This window comes from Anoxybacillus sp. ST70, from assembly GCF_019553625.1.
Lineage (GTDB): Bacteria > Bacillota > Bacilli > Bacillales > Anoxybacillaceae > Anoxybacillus > Anoxybacillus gonensis.
In genome coordinates this window covers 380,422-396,003 of sequence record NZ_JAHZOF010000002.1, presented here as the reverse complement: position 1 = coordinate 396,003, position 15,582 = coordinate 380,422, and the positions used below count along the sequence as shown (strand labels likewise).

Genomic DNA, 15,582 nt, shown 5'->3' with positions numbered 1-15,582 from the left:
CAAAAACGTTGTCAACGAATAAGAAACATTGCTACAATAAAAAATGATTGAATTAATACGTTAAAGGAGCGATTGACGCGTGAGTGAAATCATTCATCGTTCAAAAACCCGCCCGGTTCGCGTCGGGAACATTACAATTGGCGGGAATAACGAAGTCGTCATTCAAAGTATGACGACAACAAAAACGCATGATGTAGATGCAACCGTTGCTCAAATACATCGACTCGAAGAAGCTGGATGCCAAATCGTTCGCGTCGCTTGCCCAGATGAAAGAGCAGCAGATGCGATTGCTGAAATAAAAAAACGCATCAATATTCCGCTCGTTGTCGATATTCATTTCGACTATCGCCTTGCTTTAAAAGCGATTGAAAACGGAGCGGATAAAATTCGCATTAACCCTGGAAACATCGGAAAGCGGGAAAAAGTAGAAGCGGTTGTGAAAGCAGCAAAAGAACGTGGCGTCCCTATTCGCATTGGGGTAAACGCTGGGTCACTTGAAAAACGCATTTTAGAAAAATACGGCTATCCAACTGCGGATGGCATGGTCGAAAGCGCTTTGCATCATATTCGCATTTTAGAAGACCTTGATTTCCAAGACATTATCGTTTCATTAAAAGCTTCGGATGTTCGTTTAGCGATTGAAGCATATGAAAAAGCCGCGCGCACATTCGACTATCCGCTACATCTCGGCATTACAGAATCAGGTACGTTATTTGCCGGAACGGTAAAAAGTGCTGCAGGACTTGGTGCGATTTTAAGCAAAGGAATCGGCAATACAGTACGTGTATCCCTTAGCGCTGATCCTGTCGAAGAAGTAAAAGTGGCACGTGAATTGTTGAAAACTTTCGGCCTTGCAGCAAACGCTGCGACATTAATTTCTTGTCCGACATGCGGAAGAATTGAAATTGACTTAATTCGCATCGCAAATGAAATTGAAGAATATATCGCCCAAATTAAAGCGCCGATTAAAGTAGCAGTCCTCGGTTGCGCCGTCAACGGACCAGGAGAGGCACGCGAAGCTGACATCGGCATTGCTGGGGCACGCGGCGAAGGATTATTGTTCCGCCACGGAAAAATTGTTCGTAAAGTGCCAGAAGAAACAATGGTTGAAGAGTTGAAAAAAGAAATTGACAAATTAGCAGAAGAATATGCATTGAAAGGAAAAAAATAAGAGGGGAATATTCCCCTCTTATTTACCAAAATCGGACGAAAAAGCTTAAAATAATGGAAACAGCCCCAACTCCAATTGCCCAAGCCCCTAACGTTTCCGCTCCTCGACGTCGGGCAATAAATCCAAAAACAATGCCGGCTGCCCCCATAATGACTGGCATTAAGAAAAGAGAAACAACCGATAAAGCAAGTGCAAGCCAACCAACGCCACGACCGTTTTCTTCACGATCGACTTTTCTTTCAGAAAATCGGATCGGCTCAGCAATTTCACCTGCTGTTTCTTCCATAAAATCTCGCTCAACATTCGGAACAGTATCTATTCGTTCGTTATCATACGCTCGACGCTGACGTTCATTGTCCATGACAATTCCCTCGCTTTCGTAAAATGAGGAGCACTATTATTATGCAATAAGCGATACGTCATTATAGATGTTACTTTATGTCAATGGTATAATGGGCGAGAAAAGCACATCATAGAAAGGATGAACAAACATGATCAAACGGCGATTTGGGATCGATATTGACGGGACAGTAACATGTCCAAGTACGTTTATTCCATATTTAAACAAATCGTTCCAAAAAAATTTAACGCTTGATGATATTACGGATTACGATTTAGTTCCTTTTTTAGATACAACGGAAGAAAAATTAAATGAATGGATGGAACAATACGAACCGATCATCTACAGCGAAGCACCTCTTGCGAACGGAGCATTAGAGGTCATTAATAGTTGGAAAGATGAATATGAGTTGTATTACATTAGTGCACGAGGTCGCCACTTATATGAAATCACAGAAAAATGGTTTCAACAACAAGGCGTTCATTACCATCATATCGAACTGATCGGTTCACACGATAAAATTGAAGCCGTAAAGAAATATAAAATCGACATGTTTTTTGAAGATAAATACGATAACGCTTGCGATATCGCTGAACAATGTCTCATTCCTGTCATTTTATTTGATACTCCTTATAATCGCGGTCCGCTCCCAAAAGGCGTCATTCGCGTGTACAATTGGTATGAAGCAAAACAACGAGTAGAACAATTACTCACAACAACAAGCTGACATTACACGTCAGCTTGTTGCTGGCACATCGGGCATGTTCCGTACACTTCAAACTTATGCCCTGAAATCGTATATCCGTGCAAATCTTCCACTAATTCATTCATCGGACACGTTACAAGTTCTTTCGTTTTTCCGCACGACATGCAAATAAAATGGTGATGGTGGTGATGCACATTACATGTAAACCGAAAGCGCTTCTCTCCAGACAGCTCAGTCATTTCTAAAATGCCGAGCTCAACAAATAACGCTAAGTTGCGATAAACTGTATCGAAACTCAACCCCGGATACCGATCTTTCATGACATCAAGCACATCTTTTGCCGTTAAATATTTATCTGTTTTTGCAAACAGCTCAAGCATTTCTTCGCGCTTTCCTGTATACTTAAACCCCTTTTCTTTCATTAACCGTAGCGCTTCAGAAACGTTCACGCTTCGTCATCCTCTCTTCCATTTTTTCCACATGATCGCACCAATTAATATACAAACAGCTAACAACACAATCGTCCCGCCGGGAGCTAAATTTAAATAATAAGAAAGAAACAAACCAACAATGACAGCAAGCTCACCAAATAGAACGGACAACCATAACGCTTGTTTAAATCCTTTTGCGATTCGAATGCTCGCAGCAACAGGAAGCGTCATGAGTGATGAAACGAGCAAAATGCCGACAATTCGCATCGATGCTGCAATGACGAGAGCAACGAGCACGATGAAAACAAAATGAAGCGCCCTTACCTTTACTCCCGATGCTTGTGCATATTCTTCGTCAAATGATAAAATAAACCACTCTTTATAGAGCAGAAAAATAACAGCAAACACGATGAAAAAAATGATGCCAATGGTCCATACATCCGTCCGGCTCACCGCGCTAACGCTTCCGAACAAATATGAAAACAAATCGGTATTGAAGCCATCCGCAAGCGAAATAAAAATGACGCTTAAGCCGATGCCTCCTGATAAAATGATTGGAATCGCTAATTCTTGATAGTGCTTATATACGGTACGCAATTTTTCAATAAATAACGAACCAACAACGGAAAACGCCATGCCCACATAAATCGGATTGAATGTCGCTCCCATGAAAAACGTTTTTTGTACAAGTAAGCTGGCTGCAATTCCTGCGAGCGTGACATGACTTAACGCATCCGCAATAAGCGATAATCTCCGAACGACAATAAACACACCTAAAAGAGGGGCGATGAGTCCGATCAATATGCCGACAATAAACGCATTTTGTAAAAATTCATATTGAAATAACGCCTCTACCATAATCTCCCCCCTTTCTACGCATGGTCATGGGCAAGTAGGTGAAGATGATGCCCGTAAAATGATGCTAAATCTTCTGTTTTTAGCTGCGCAAACTGTTGCACGCTCCCATGGAAATGCAAATGTTTGTTTAAACAAGCGACATGTGTGACTTTTTCCGTAATCGTTCCGATATCGTGCGTCACGAGAAGCAATGTCATATGATGTTGTTTATTCAATCGTTCAAGCATATCGTAAAAGCTTTGTACATGATGCACATCGACCCCGACAGTCGGCTCATCTAAAATTAAAAATTCAGGCTGCGACACGATCGCACGTGCGATAAATACGCGTTGTTGTTGACCTCCTGAAAGTTGGCCAATGTTTCGATGAATAAAAGGGCTCATGCCGACCGCATCAATCGCTTCATATACTGCTTTTTCGTCGCTTTTTTTTAATCGACGAAATAACCCGAGCTTTCCAGCTAAACCGCTCGCTACAACTTCATATACTGTCGCAGGAAATCCGGTATTAAAACTGTTTGCTTTTTGAGAGACGAAACCAATTTTATGCCAATCTTTAAACTGCTCAATCGGCGTGCCGAATAAAAAAATGCGCCCCGTTTGCGGCTTTAGCAATCGCAAAATGCATTTTAACAGCGTTGATTTTCCTGATCCGTTCGGACCAACTAAACCAACGAAAGCACCTTTCGGAATGTGAAAATCAATATGTTGTAGTACATCTTCATCATCATATCGAAACGATACGTCTTCTATCCGTAAAATATCGTCCATCGTTTGACCACCTTAATTCAAAATGATTCCGATTCATAGTATAACGCATTTATTTTCATTAATGAATAGCAGACTTAAATTTTGCTCCACGCACTTCTTGTGTATTCATAATCGTAATAAACGCATTCGGATCAATTTCATATACAATTGATTTTAGCTTCGTCACTTCCAGACGAGTAACAACAGCATAAATCACTTCTTTTTGTTCGTCTGTATATCCGCCTTTTCCCATCAACTTCGTCGTTCCACGGCCAAGTCGATTTAAAATGGCATCTGATACTTCTTCGTAACGATCGGATACGATGAGCACTGCTTTTGTTTCATCTAATCCTTGAATGACAGTATCAATCGTTTTAAAAGCAATATAATAAGTTAAAACGGAGTACATCGCTTGCTTTGGTCCGAATACAAATGCCGCCCAAGTAAAAATAAAAACGTTTGTAAACATGACAAATTCCCCAACAGAAAATGGCAACTTTTTCGTCATTAAAATACCTAAAATTTCTGTGCCATCTAATGAACCACCATGGCGAATCACAAGCCCTACACCAGCGCCGAGAATGGCTCCACCAAACACAGTTGCTAAAATGGAATCTGTTGTAAATGGAGATACATGATGAAACAACCGCTCCATGACAGCTAATACAATGATCGAATAGAGAGAGGAGAGCATAAACGTTTTTCCGATTTGTTTATAACCGAAATACATAAATGGCGCATTGAGTAAAATAACAAGCGTGGCAAAGTTCAACCATGCATAGTTTGGAAGAATGCGATCAAGAATAAGGGATATACCGATGACCCCACCATCAATAATTTCATTAGGCACTAAAAACAATTCGATCGATAAAGCAGCAAGCGTGGCACCGATCGTCATCATGACGACACGATACATTAAATGGCTAATCGTTTCTTTTTTATGTTGTCTTTTCAAACAAATCTCCCCCTTCATCTATTTCATTATACCATTGCACCCTTCCTTCTTTCCTCTCATATGGTAAATAAGGAGGGATGCTACGTGAATGTGTATCATAAAATCGTCCAGCATAAAATGAAATCGATTACCGCAAATGAATTAATGATGTATGCCAAGGAATACAACGTTCCACTTTCCCAAAAAGACGCCGAAACAATTGTTCAAATGATGCGCGAAAAAACGATCGATATGTTTAATGAACAAGCGAGGAAAAATTGGATTCGTGAACTCGCTCATCGCACATCACCGCAACTTGCAAAACAAGCTAATGAGTTTATTCGCCAATTTATACAGTAAGAAGGCTGCCTACGGACAGCCTTCTACTCGACAATTTTTTCTCGAACATTTGGGTCAAACTGTTGCGCACGCAACATCGCGATTTCAAATTGATATGGCGGTTTCGCATTTTTTTTCTCTCCAACATATGGCGTTTCTAAAATTTTTGGCACGTGCATAAGTTGCGGGTGATGCACAATATAATTTAGCGCATCAAAACCGATATAACCAAAGCCGATATTTTCATGACGGTCTTTCCGACTTCCACACGGATTTTTACTATCATTAATATGCAATACTTTTAGACGATCAAGCCCGATAATGCGATCAAATTGTTCTAATACACCATCAAAATCGTTAACAATATCATATCCAGCATCATGTGTATGACATGTATCAAAACAAACAGAAAGCTTATCGTTATGCGTCACACCGTCAATGATTTTCGCTAATTCTTCAAAGCGACTGCCACATTCAGACCCTTTTCCCGCCATCGTTTCTAAAGCAATTTGCACTTGCTGGTCATTTGTTATGACTTCATTCAACCCTTCAATAATTTTTGCAATCCCTGCTTCCACACCCGCACCGACGTGCGCACCAGGATGAAGGACGAGCTGCTTTGCACCAATCGCTTCTGTTCGTTCAATTTCGGAACGTAAAAAAGAAACGCCAAGAGAAAACGTATCTACGTTCATTGTATTGCCGATATTAATAATGTACGGGGCGTGTACAACAATTTCTTCAATCCCATGTGCTTTCATATGGGCAAGTCCTTTATCAATGTTTAGCTCCTCAATCGGTTTACGCCTTGTGTTTTGTGGTGCCCCCGTATAAATCATAAACGTATTTGCTCCATACGATACCGCTTCTTTACTTGCAGCTAATAACATTTCTTTTCCGCTCATCGAGACGTGCGAACCAATTTTTAACACATCTTTCTCTCCCTTATTTCTTTTTCGCTCTTTGTTTTTTCAACTGCTCTCGTAATTTTTTCTTATATCCCGGTTTGACTTTCTTTTGTTTTTTCGCTATTTTTTCAACGAGTTGCTCAACTTCATCTTTTTTCTCTTTTTTCCGTCCATTCCACGCATCGAGCTCAATCCATTCACCATGACGAAAATCACGATGAAGGAAATGAATTCCTTTTTTCTCTAACTTCACTAACGCATGTTGATCAGATGGTTCGTAAATCGTTGTGGCCGTACCAGCATAACCTGCACGCCCTGTTCGACCTGTACGATGTACGTAAAAATCTAAATCCGTTGGCAGTTCATAATTGATGACGTGGCTGACGCCTTCAATATCGATTCCGCGCGCAGCTAAATCTGTCGCGACAATGTATTGGAATTGTAAATCACGAATTGCTTTCATCATCTTTTTTCGCTCGCGCGGAGTTAAATCCCCGTGTAACACGCCTACTTTTAATCCTTTTTCAATTAAACCGTTTGCCACTTCATCAGCTGTTTTACGCGTGTTTACAAAAACAATGGCTAAATATGGGTTGTAACCAACTAATATATCGTGTAAAAGCTGCAAACGATCGCGATGGCGAAGCGGGATTAAAATATGCTCAATGGTTGATGCGGCTACTTGCTTCGGAGCAATATGGATATGTGTCGGGTGCTCCATATATTTTTTCAAAAACGGCTTTAACTTTTCTGGAATCGTTGCTGAAAAGACGAGCATTTGCAAGTCTTCTGGCATGCATCCTGCCACTTGGTCGACATCTGTAAGAAATCCCATATCAAGCATAACATCTGCCTCATCAATGACAAGCATCCGAGCCGTATGAACAAATAGCGCTTGTTCACGAACGAGATCATACACGCGCCCCGGTGTGCCAATGACGATATGAGGTTGTGTTTTCAACTTTTCAATCGATCGTAATTTATCTGTTCCGCCGACAAAACAGCGCGCTGTAATGCGATGATCGTTTGGACAAAATTTCGTTATTTTTAATACTTCATGATAAATTTGCGTAGCTAACTCACGCGTCGGTGCTGTAATAACCGCTTGTACTTCGTCAACATGTGGATCAATGCGTTCGATGATCGGCAATAAATACGCATGCGTCTTTCCTGTTCCCGTTTGCGATTGCCCGATGACGCTCTCTCCACGCAAGACAGCCGGAATGACACGCTCTTGAATAGGTGTTGGTTTATGAAACTTTAAATGATGAAGCGCCTCTATAATAAACGGATGAAACGAAAAACGTTCAAACATAGTTTCTCATCCCCTTTCTTCTTCAGTAAAAAAATAGACCAGTTACATATTATATACGAACATAAACCGTTCATTCAACTATATGAGCTTTTCTGCATATCGTAGTATAGATGAAAAAAGCATAAACCTTCACTTCATACAGAAAGGAGGAACTTCATTGCGGCGTCCATTTATGTTTCCACCTTCACGTTCGCCTATGCCGCCTATGTGGTCGCAACCGATGATGCGTCAAGCACAAGGGGGCATGTTTTCACGATTGTTTGGCAACCAATTTCCTGCCCAAACGCTTGGCGCTGGCGGGGCATTGCCAAGTATCGATTCGATGTTAACAAATGTACAAAAAATGTTAAACATGGTCCAAACGATTACACCAATGGTGCAACAATACGGTCCACTCATTAAAAGCGTCCCATCGATGATGCGTCTTTTTCGCGAATTTAAACAATCAGACACAACAAACGAAGCAACGAAAACAGCAAGTGAAACGAACGAAACAGCACGCGCAACAAGCGCAGCAACGACAGAGCAAAAAACCCTAAAAAAACAACGACCAATTCCAACAAAAAGCGAACGAAAACAAGAAAAAGCGAATGAAAAAGGGAAATCTGTGCCAAAACTATATATTTAACTTTTGTATGTTCGCCCCTTCTTTTATATAATGAATACGACAAACACGCCAAGAAGGAGCGATCCATATGGAAGTCATTAAAATTACGCCACGCGGATATTGTTACGGAGTCGTTGATGCGATGGTCATCGCTCGCAACGCCGCGCTCGATCCGACGCTGCCACGACCGATCTACATTTTAGGCATGATCGTTCATAATAAACATGTCACCGATGCATTTGCGGAAGAAGGAATTATTACACTTGACGGTCCGAATCGACTTGAAATTTTAGAAAACATTGACCGCGGCACAGTCATTTTTACCGCTCACGGCGTTTCACCTGAAGTAAAACAGCGCGCAAGAGAAAAAGGGCTTGTCACCATTGACGCTACATGCCCAGATGTGACAAAAACACACGAGCTTATTCGTGAAAAAGTAGCGAATGGATACGAAGTCATTTACATCGGAAAAAAAGGGCACCCTGAACCAGAAGGGGCTGTCGGCGTTGCGCCACATGCCGTTCATTTAATTGAAAAACCTGAAGATGTAGAACAACTGAATATTCAAGCAAAACATATTATTGTGACGAACCAAACGACAATGAGCCAATGGGACGTTGCACATATTATGGAAAAAGTAAAAGAAAAATATCCACATGTTGAAATGCATCGTGAAATTTGTTTAGCAACACAAGTGCGGCAAGAAGCGGTCGCTGAACAAGCAAAAGAAGCAGATGTCACGATCGTTGTCGGTGATCCGAGAAGCAATAATTCGAATCGACTTGCCCAAGTATCTGAAGAAATTGCGGGAACGAAAGCATATCGTGTCGCTGATGTGACTGAAATTGACATCGAATGGATTAAAGACGCCAAAAAAGTTGCAGTCACTGCCGGCGCATCTACACCAACACCGATTACAAAAGAAGTCATTGACTTTTTGGAACAGTTCGATCCGAACAATCCTGAAACATGGAAACGAGAACGAAAAGTGCCGCTCACAAAAGTTTTACCAAAAGTGAAAAAAAGAGGCGAATAAGCCTCTTTTTTATATAAACGTAAACGGTTCCGTATGGGCTTGTGATACGTATATATCAACATCAAATTTTTGCTGCACAAACATCGTTCTTAATACGTTCGCTACCCCTTCTTTCATCACTTTTTCGACATGATGTCCCGGATCAACGACATTCAAGCCGAGCATGAGTGCATCATGTGCCACATGATAATATAAGTCGCCAGTGACGTACACATCCGCTCCCCTCATTTTCGCTTGATGAATATATTTGTTTCCATCTCCACCGATAACTGCAACTTTTCGTACACGACTCGTCAATTCGCCAACGACACGAACAGCTGGTACACGCAATGCCTGTTTGACATGTTCAGCAAATTGTTGTAACGTCATTTCCTCGCTTAATGTCCCGATTCGTCCAAGCCCATATGTCTCTCCTTTATTTTCAAGCGGATATATATCATATGCCACTTCTTCGTACGGATGTGCTTGCAACATCGCTTGAACAACTTTTCTTTGCAGACGCGCAGGAACAATCGTTTCTACACGCACTTCTTCCACTGTTTCTAACGTTCCTTGTTGCCCGATAAATGGATTAGCGCCTTCCTCTGGTCGAAACGTCCCGATTCCTTCGCTATTAAATGTACAATGGCTATAATTTCCGATATGTCCAGCCCCTGCATCACCAATCGCTTTTCTCACCGCATCGGCATGTGTGCGCGGCACATATACAACAAGCTTTTTCAACGGCTCTTCATACGTCGGAACAAGGACGTCAACGTTTTGTAATTGAAGCGCTTCAGCGAGCCAATCATTTACCCCGCCTTTTGCAATATCTAAATTTGTATGTGCTGCATAAATCGCAATATCATGTTTTATACATTTTTCAATCATACGACCGTACGGCTGATCGGTCACAATATGTTTAAGTGGACGGAAAATTGGCGGATGGTGCGCAATGATTAAATCAATGTTTTGTTCGATCGCTTCATCGACGACATGTTCTAATACATCTAACGTAATCATGATACGGCGAATCGGTTTATTTAGCGTGCCGATTTGCAATCCGATTTTATCGTCTTCCATCGCCAAGTGTTTTGGGGCAAACTGTTCAAATAGTTGAATGACTTCATATCCGTTTGGTGTCTTCATCGCTTCAAAGCCTCCTCTACCATTTGCAACGTGTCAACAAATTGTTGTCGCTTTTTGACTGCCTCTTCCGTTTTCGCATATTTCAATTGCTCGATGACGTTTTGCCAATGCTTCATTTCCATCGCCCATTTTTTTTCAAATACTTCGTTTCGTTCTTTTAGTAAAAACGGACCGAGCAATAGCTCAACATGAAGTTGCGTATACGGACGATAAGGATCGCCACGCTCTGCAACGAGCACTTCGTACGTTTGCCCATCTTCCTCTAAAATGCGTTCATTAATTAATTCCCACTCATTGTCTAACAACCATTTTCGCACAATATGTGCACCGACATTTGGCTGTAAAATTAAACGTTGAACGGATGCCAATTTTTCCTTTCCTGCTTCTAAAATATTTGAGATGAGCGTTCCTCCCATCCCTGCAATTGTTACACAATCGACTTCATTCGGTGCTACTACTTGTAGCCCATCCCCTTTTCGAACGGAAATGACGTGGGACAGTCCGCACTTTTCGACTTGTTGTTTGGCAGAGTGAAACGGTCCGTCCGCTACTTCACCTGCCACTGCTTTTGTTATGTATCCGTGCAAATACGCATAACACGGCAAATACGCATGATCTGAACCGATGTCTGCTAATACGCTTCCTTTTGGAATAAATGAAACAACTGTTTGCAATCGCTTAGATAGCTGTAATTCGTTCACAATGATCACCACACTTTTTTCTTCAGTTTATCATGTTTTATAAGAAACGAAAAATCCCTTCACCGAAGTAAAGGGATCTTTCTTCTCCGTTTATTTTAATTCAGAAAGCCATTTTGCCATTTCTTCTGCTTGATCCGCAGGAACTAATCCAGCTGGCATGCTTCCGCGACCGTTTACTAACACGTCTTTAATTTGGTCAACAGATAGACGATCACCGACACCTTTTAATGCCGGACCAACGCCACCTTCATAGTTCGCGCCGTGACATGCAACACAGCTTTTTTTGTAAATGTCTTCTGGCCCTGCAGCTGCTGTTTCTTCTGTCTTCGCGCCGCCTTCTTTCTCTTTCGCAACTTCTTTCATATCTCCGAGGCCTTTCACAGACAGAAAGAAAATGAGACCAATTCCCATCACCATAATAAGTGCAAATGGGATTAACGGATTGCGATTCATACTTTACCCTCCCTTATGTAATAAAGCATGTTTTTCAAAATGAAAACGTTACAAACAATTTTATTGTACTTTAAATTCCCATAAAGGAAAAGCCCTGTATGTAAATTTTTTTAAATGAAAAATGAAGAAAAAAGAAGAATGATGCCGACAACGCCCGAAATGACAAAATACATAAGCGAAAAACGCCAACCGATGAGCAGCCAAACAAAACAATTTCCCATCACCGTGAGCGCTAATGCACTTGTGCTCCCAGAAAAATAAACATCGCATGTACGAATAGAAAGTAAAAGAAGCGACAAAGCACCGATCATGAGAGCCATATGAACAACGATTTTATGTTTTACAAAAAAACGAACAGCAATAAAACAAATTATGACAAAAAGTGACAAAATGAGCGTTTGCAAAACGAACGACAATTCAGTAAAATAAATGACAAGAAGGGCAAAAGATAAACATATACCGATCATCACCGCGGTTGCTCGAATCGCCCACGCTGGAACTTGCTTTGTCGGTGTTTCAACATCATCGCGATTTCCTTCCGTGTACAATGCAAGCAAAAAATCACAATATTGTTCCGGCAGCAATCGCGTTTGTTTCCAATATTTAATTTCATTAATGATGATTTCTTTTCGTTTTTGTTCCATTGAATACGCATTCCTTCCTAAATAAAGAAATAGCTTACTTCCATTGTAAGAAGTAAACTATTTCTTGTAAACGGTTATTCTAAAAAGTCTTTTAAACGTTTGCTACGGCTTGGGTGGCGCAGTTTTCGCAACGCTTTTGCTTCAATTTGGCGAATGCGTTCGCGTGTCACACCAAACACTTTGCCCACTTCTTCAAGCGTTCGCGTACGTCCATCATCAAGACCAAAACGAAGGCGAAGCACATTTTCTTCTCGGTCTGTTAGCGTATCTAACACATCTTCGAGTTGTTCTTTTAACAGCTCATACGCTGCGTGTTCAGCTGGAGATGTTGCATCTTGATCTTCAATAAAATCGCCTAAATGAGAGTCGTCTTCTTCGCCAATTGGCGTTTCAAGCGATACAGGCTCTTGGGCAATTTTTAAAATTTCGCGCACTTTTTCCGGCGTTAAGTCCATCTCTTCCGCAATTTCTTCAGGAGATGGTTCGCGACCGAGGTCTTGCAAAAGTTGACGTTGAACGCGAATAAGCTTATTAATCGTTTCGACCATATGAACAGGGATACGGATCGTACGCGCTTGGTCAGCAATCGCACGAGTAATCGCTTGGCGAATCCACCATGTTGCATATGTGCTAAATTTATATCCTTTGCGGTAATCGAATTTTTCGACCGCTTTAATTAAACCCATATTTCCTTCTTGAATTAAGTCAAGGAAAAGCATGCCGCGACCAACGTAACGTTTCGCAATGCTAACAACGAGGCGAAGGTTTGCCTCAGCTAGACGACGTTTTGCTTCTTCGTCTCCTTGTTCAATGCGTTTCGCTAGCTCAATTTCTTCTTCTGCTGACAATAGCGGTACGCGACCAATTTCTTTTAAATACATGCGAACAGGGTCGTTAATCTTTACCCCTGGAGGAACGCTTAAATCGTTTAAATCGAACTCTTCATCTTTTAAATCATCGAAGTCTGGGTCGTCTAAATCAGCATCATCTAAATCGGACTCGGCGACGACTTCGATCCCTTGTTCATTTAAATACTCATAATATTCATCCATTTGATCCGAATCAAGATCAAATGCGGATAATCGCTCAGCGATTTCTTCATAGGTAAGAACGCCACGTTTTTTACCTAGCTCGACTAATTGTTCTTTTGCTTGTTCTAACGTTAAATCGGAATGTGTTGACTTTTCAGCCATTTATTCCCCTCCTTCCAAAATGCAAAGACTTTCGCAAGGCAATCATTTCGCTTGCAATGCGTTTTGCGCACTCATAATCTTTTTGCCGTTCGGCATCGCGCAACTGCGCTTCTTTTTGCTTGAGCAACTGCTCTTTTGGGTAGTTGAGCACGCATTGAATGTAATCTCGTAACTCAGCTGACGAGATGTCTTCGTTGATCGGCATCATGGACAGCTCTGTAACGATGCGTTTTAATTGCGGATCATGAATGCGTTCAAGTAACGAGCTTACATCGGGTTCGTGTCCTTCTTCGTAAAACGCATATAAATAGGCGGCAATAGCGCGATGTTCTTCGACGTTAAATGCGCCTTCGATCGCTTCTTGAACCGTGTATGCGATCGCTTTATCGCGCAACATATGAGCAAGTAACATCCGCTCTGCTTTTTGAAAAGCTGGTAACAATTTCGCTTTCACAGGTGCAACGACCGTTTCACGACGTTCTTGCTTTTGTTCGACTTGTTTTTTTCCATAAACCATCATTTGCTCGCGTAGCGCATCCATGGAAATGGAAAATTCATTAGCTAGTTGTCGTAAATAATAATCCGCTTCAATCGCATTAGATAATCGGCTAATTTCTTTCACCGCTTCTTCAATATAACGAAGACGCTCACTTTCGTTTTGTAAATGGCGGCCGCGCTTTAAATATTCAAGCTTAAACGCTGTCAGCGACAAGCTTGCATCAAGCACGTGATGACGAAAACGATCAGCACCATATTTTTGTACATACTCATCAGGGTCAAGCCCATCTGGCATCATCGCAACTTTTACATAACAGCCAGCTTCAACGAGCGTCTCAGATGCTCTCAAAGCAGCGTCGATTCCTGCTCGATCCCCATCATAACAAACAATGACCGATGAAGCATTGCGACGAAGCATGCGCGCCTGTTCTTCCGATAAAGCTGTTCCCATCGTTGCTACAGCATGGGAAATGCCAGCTTGCACAGCAGCGATCACATCTGCAAATCCTTCAAACAGTACAACTTGCTGTTTTTGACGCATCGGTAAACGCGCTTCATGAAAGTGATATAAAATATGACGTTTATTAAAAATTGGAGTCTCGGGGCTATTCATATACTTCGGCTCTTCGTTTCCGAGCGCTCTCCCCGAAAAAGCAACCGTTTCTCCTTGATGGTTATGGATAGGAAACATAATGCGATGACGGAAACGATCAAAGTATGAGTCCTCTCCCGATTTTTTCACAATGAGTCCGGCCTGTTCCATCAGTGGAAGTGAGAAGCCTTTGTTTGCTAAAAATGTGACGGTCGCATTCCAAGACGGCAAAGCATAGCCAATTTCAAACTGTTCGATGAGCTCGCGCGTAAAGCCTCGTTGAAGCAAATAATTTAATGCTTCTTCCCCTTCATTTGTATGCATCAGCAAATGATGATAAAACTTTTTTAATAGCTCGTGCGCAGCAATCATCGTCGCTGTTTCTTTCCGTTCCGCTGTCGGATGCGCATCAACGACGTGCGATAAATCGACATTTGCTCGCGGTGCTAATCGTTTCACTGCCTCTATGAATGTAATCCCTTCGATGTCCATCAAAAACGAAAACACATTTCCGCCTGCTCCACAGCCAAAACAATGATAAATTTGCTTTTCTGGCGAAACAGAAAAAGAAGGTGTTTTCTCCCCGTGGAAAGGACATAACCCAAAGTAGTTGCGTCCTTGCTTTTTCAGTGAGACATACTGTTGGATGATGTCTACAATATCGACTGAGCGACGAATGTGCTCAACCGTTTCCTCAGGAATGCGTTGTCCCATATTTCAACAGCTCCAAACATATTTCGACAAAACTTGTTTCTGAAATAGAAATGTTTTGTATGTTTTTATTCTCCATCGCGCGAAACAATCCTTCTTTTTAAGAAAAAAATATTGTCGAAAATCCCGATGCATTGTCACTTGACAATTAGCTATAAATAGTTTATTCGTCCTATGTTCAGTCTAAACCTGTTTTATCACAATTTTTTATTATAATATAAAAAACATCAATTGGCTATAAAGTTTTTTATAAAAAAGGAAAAGCACA

18 protein-coding genes are annotated in these 15,582 nt (G+C 41.4%); 5 read left to right on the top strand and 13 right to left on the bottom strand.

Annotated features, from left to right (window positions below):
* Positions 1-79 precede the first annotated feature (79 nt).
* Positions 80-1,171, top strand: a complete 1,092-nt coding sequence (gene ispG, locus K1I43_RS05160) for a flavodoxin-dependent (E)-4-hydroxy-3-methylbut-2-enyl-diphosphate synthase (RefSeq protein ID WP_019416913.1) — start codon at positions 80-82, stop codon at positions 1,169-1,171.
* Between the two features lie 22 nt (positions 1,172-1,193).
* Here the strand turns inward: ispG and K1I43_RS05155 are convergent, their stop codons facing one another.
* Positions 1,194-1,532 (bottom strand): membrane protein, encoded by a 339-nt coding sequence (locus K1I43_RS05155; RefSeq protein ID WP_019416912.1) that lies wholly within the window; start codon positions 1,530-1,532, stop codon positions 1,194-1,196.
* Between the two features lie 130 nt (positions 1,533-1,662).
* On the opposite strand from K1I43_RS05155, the gene K1I43_RS05150 reads away from it, so the two are divergent.
* On the top strand, positions 1,663-2,238 hold the full coding sequence (locus K1I43_RS05150) for a haloacid dehalogenase (RefSeq protein WP_009373995.1): 576 nt from the start codon (positions 1,663-1,665) through the stop codon (positions 2,236-2,238).
* Positions 2,239-2,240: 2 nt separating this feature from the next.
* Here the strand turns inward: K1I43_RS05150 and K1I43_RS05145 are convergent, their stop codons facing one another.
* Genes K1I43_RS05145 through K1I43_RS05130 form a run of 4 tightly spaced genes read right to left on the bottom strand, consistent with a single transcriptional unit; the run spans position 2,241 to position 5,228 of the window.
* Entirely contained in the window at positions 2,241-2,666 is a 426-nt protein-coding gene (locus K1I43_RS05145) for a Fur family transcriptional regulator (RefSeq protein WP_009373996.1), read from the bottom strand.
* Positions 2,667-2,672: 6 nt separating this feature from the next.
* Positions 2,673-3,506 (bottom strand): metal ABC transporter permease, encoded by an 834-nt coding sequence (locus K1I43_RS05140; RefSeq protein ID WP_009373997.1) that lies wholly within the window; start codon positions 3,504-3,506, stop codon positions 2,673-2,675.
* A 14-nt stretch (positions 3,507-3,520) separates the two neighbouring features.
* Complete coding sequence (locus K1I43_RS05135) at positions 3,521-4,276, bottom strand: metal ABC transporter ATP-binding protein (RefSeq protein ID WP_019416911.1); 756 nt, start codon at positions 4,274-4,276, stop codon at positions 3,521-3,523.
* Between the two features lie 58 nt (positions 4,277-4,334).
* The gene (locus K1I43_RS05130; protein ID WP_019416910.1) at positions 4,335-5,228 is read right to left on the bottom strand and encodes a YitT family protein; all 894 of its coding nucleotides are present in this window, start codon (positions 5,226-5,228) and stop codon (positions 4,335-4,337) included.
* 66 nt (positions 5,229-5,294) lie between these two features.
* Between K1I43_RS05130 and K1I43_RS05125 the strand changes: the two genes are divergently transcribed.
* Positions 5,295-5,549 (top strand): DUF2624 domain-containing protein, encoded by a 255-nt coding sequence (locus K1I43_RS05125; protein ID WP_019416909.1) that lies wholly within the window; start codon positions 5,295-5,297, stop codon positions 5,547-5,549.
* 23 nt (positions 5,550-5,572) lie between these two features.
* Here the strand turns inward: K1I43_RS05125 and K1I43_RS05120 are convergent, their stop codons facing one another.
* Together K1I43_RS05120 and K1I43_RS05115 are read right to left on the bottom strand one after the other, a co-directional pair.
* Positions 5,573-6,460, bottom strand: a complete 888-nt coding sequence (locus K1I43_RS05120) for a deoxyribonuclease IV (protein ID WP_009374002.1) — start codon at positions 6,458-6,460, stop codon at positions 5,573-5,575.
* 13 nt (positions 6,461-6,473) lie between these two features.
* Positions 6,474-7,751, bottom strand: a complete 1,278-nt coding sequence (locus tag K1I43_RS05115; RefSeq protein ID WP_019416908.1) for a DEAD/DEAH box helicase — start codon at positions 7,749-7,751, stop codon at positions 6,474-6,476.
* Positions 7,752-7,908: 157 nt separating this feature from the next.
* On the opposite strand from K1I43_RS05115, the gene vrrA reads away from it, so the two are divergent.
* Positions 7,909-8,379 carry a VrrA/YqfQ family protein gene (gene vrrA / locus K1I43_RS05110; protein ID WP_019416907.1) on the top strand — a complete coding sequence of 157 codons (471 nt, stop codon included), beginning with the start codon at positions 7,909-7,911 and terminating at the stop codon, positions 8,377-8,379.
* 67 nt (positions 8,380-8,446) lie between these two features.
* Positions 8,447-9,394, top strand: coding sequence for a 4-hydroxy-3-methylbut-2-enyl diphosphate reductase (locus K1I43_RS05105; protein WP_019416906.1), 948 nt, complete (start codon positions 8,447-8,449; stop codon positions 9,392-9,394).
* A 9-nt stretch (positions 9,395-9,403) separates the two neighbouring features.
* Here K1I43_RS05105 and K1I43_RS05100 read toward each other — a convergent pair whose 3' ends face one another.
* The 6 genes from K1I43_RS05100 to dnaG all read right to left on the bottom strand — a co-directional run bounded on the left by K1I43_RS05100 (position 9,404) and on the right by dnaG (position 15,317).
* A complete protein-coding gene (locus K1I43_RS05100; protein WP_009374007.1) occupies positions 9,404-10,522 on the bottom strand; it encodes a Nif3-like dinuclear metal center hexameric protein in 1,119 nt (372 codons plus the stop codon).
* Positions 10,519-11,223, bottom strand: a complete 705-nt coding sequence (locus tag K1I43_RS05095) for a tRNA (adenine(22)-N(1))-methyltransferase (RefSeq protein ID WP_026011541.1) — start codon at positions 11,221-11,223, stop codon at positions 10,519-10,521. The genes K1I43_RS05100 and K1I43_RS05095 overlap by 4 nt, the downstream gene beginning before the upstream one ends.
* A 90-nt stretch (positions 11,224-11,313) precedes the next feature.
* Positions 11,314-11,676, bottom strand: a complete 363-nt coding sequence (gene cccA / locus K1I43_RS05090) for a cytochrome c550 (protein ID WP_019416904.1) — start codon at positions 11,674-11,676, stop codon at positions 11,314-11,316.
* A gap of 110 nt (positions 11,677-11,786) precedes the next feature.
* Entirely contained in the window at positions 11,787-12,320 is a 534-nt protein-coding gene (locus tag K1I43_RS05085; protein WP_019416903.1) for a hypothetical protein, read from the bottom strand.
* Positions 12,321-12,394: 74 nt separating this feature from the next.
* The gene (rpoD, locus tag K1I43_RS05080) at positions 12,395-13,513 is read right to left on the bottom strand and encodes an RNA polymerase sigma factor RpoD (protein WP_019416902.1); all 1,119 of its coding nucleotides are present in this window, start codon (positions 13,511-13,513) and stop codon (positions 12,395-12,397) included.
* Positions 13,506-15,317 (bottom strand): DNA primase, encoded by a 1,812-nt coding sequence (dnaG, locus tag K1I43_RS05075; protein WP_009374016.1) that lies wholly within the window; start codon positions 15,315-15,317, stop codon positions 13,506-13,508. Before dnaG ends, rpoD begins: the two co-directional genes overlap by 8 nt.
* Positions 15,318-15,582: the final 265 nt, after the last annotated feature.

What these genes read in the sequence shown, in the direction of transcription:
- K1I43_RS05155 (WP_019416912.1), bottom strand. Translation starts at nt 1,532, where the DNA reads ATGGACAATGAACGTCAGCGTCGAGCGTATGATAACGAACGAATAGAT.
- K1I43_RS05150 (WP_009373995.1), top strand. Translation starts at nt 1,663, where the DNA reads ATGATCAAACGGCGATTTGGGATCGATATTGACGGGACAGTAACATGT.
- K1I43_RS05140 (WP_009373997.1), bottom strand. Translation starts at nt 3,506, where the DNA reads ATGGTAGAGGCGTTATTTCAATATGAATTTTTACAAAATGCGTTTATT.
- K1I43_RS05135 (WP_019416911.1), bottom strand. Translation starts at nt 4,276, where the DNA reads ATGGACGATATTTTACGGATAGAAGACGTATCGTTTCGATATGATGAT.
- K1I43_RS05130 (WP_019416910.1), bottom strand. Translation starts at nt 5,228, where the DNA reads ATGAAGGGGGAGATTTGTTTGAAAAGACAACATAAAAAAGAAACGATT.
- K1I43_RS05115 (WP_019416908.1), bottom strand. Translation starts at nt 7,751, where the DNA reads ATGTTTGAACGTTTTTCGTTTCATCCGTTTATTATAGAGGCGCTTCAT.
- K1I43_RS05105 (WP_019416906.1), top strand. Translation starts at nt 8,447, where the DNA reads ATGGAAGTCATTAAAATTACGCCACGCGGATATTGTTACGGAGTCGTT.
- K1I43_RS05100 (WP_009374007.1), bottom strand. Translation starts at nt 10,522, where the DNA reads ATGAAGACACCAAACGGATATGAAGTCATTCAACTATTTGAACAGTTT.
- cccA (WP_019416904.1), bottom strand. Translation starts at nt 11,676, where the DNA reads ATGAATCGCAATCCGTTAATCCCATTTGCACTTATTATGGTGATGGGA.
- K1I43_RS05085 (WP_019416903.1), bottom strand. Translation starts at nt 12,320, where the DNA reads ATGGAACAAAAACGAAAAGAAATCATCATTAATGAAATTAAATATTGG.
- rpoD (WP_019416902.1), bottom strand. Translation starts at nt 13,513, where the DNA reads ATGGCTGAAAAGTCAACACATTCCGATTTAACGTTAGAACAAGCAAAA.
- dnaG (WP_009374016.1), bottom strand. Translation starts at nt 15,317, where the DNA reads ATGGGACAACGCATTCCTGAGGAAACGGTTGAGCACATTCGTCGCTCA.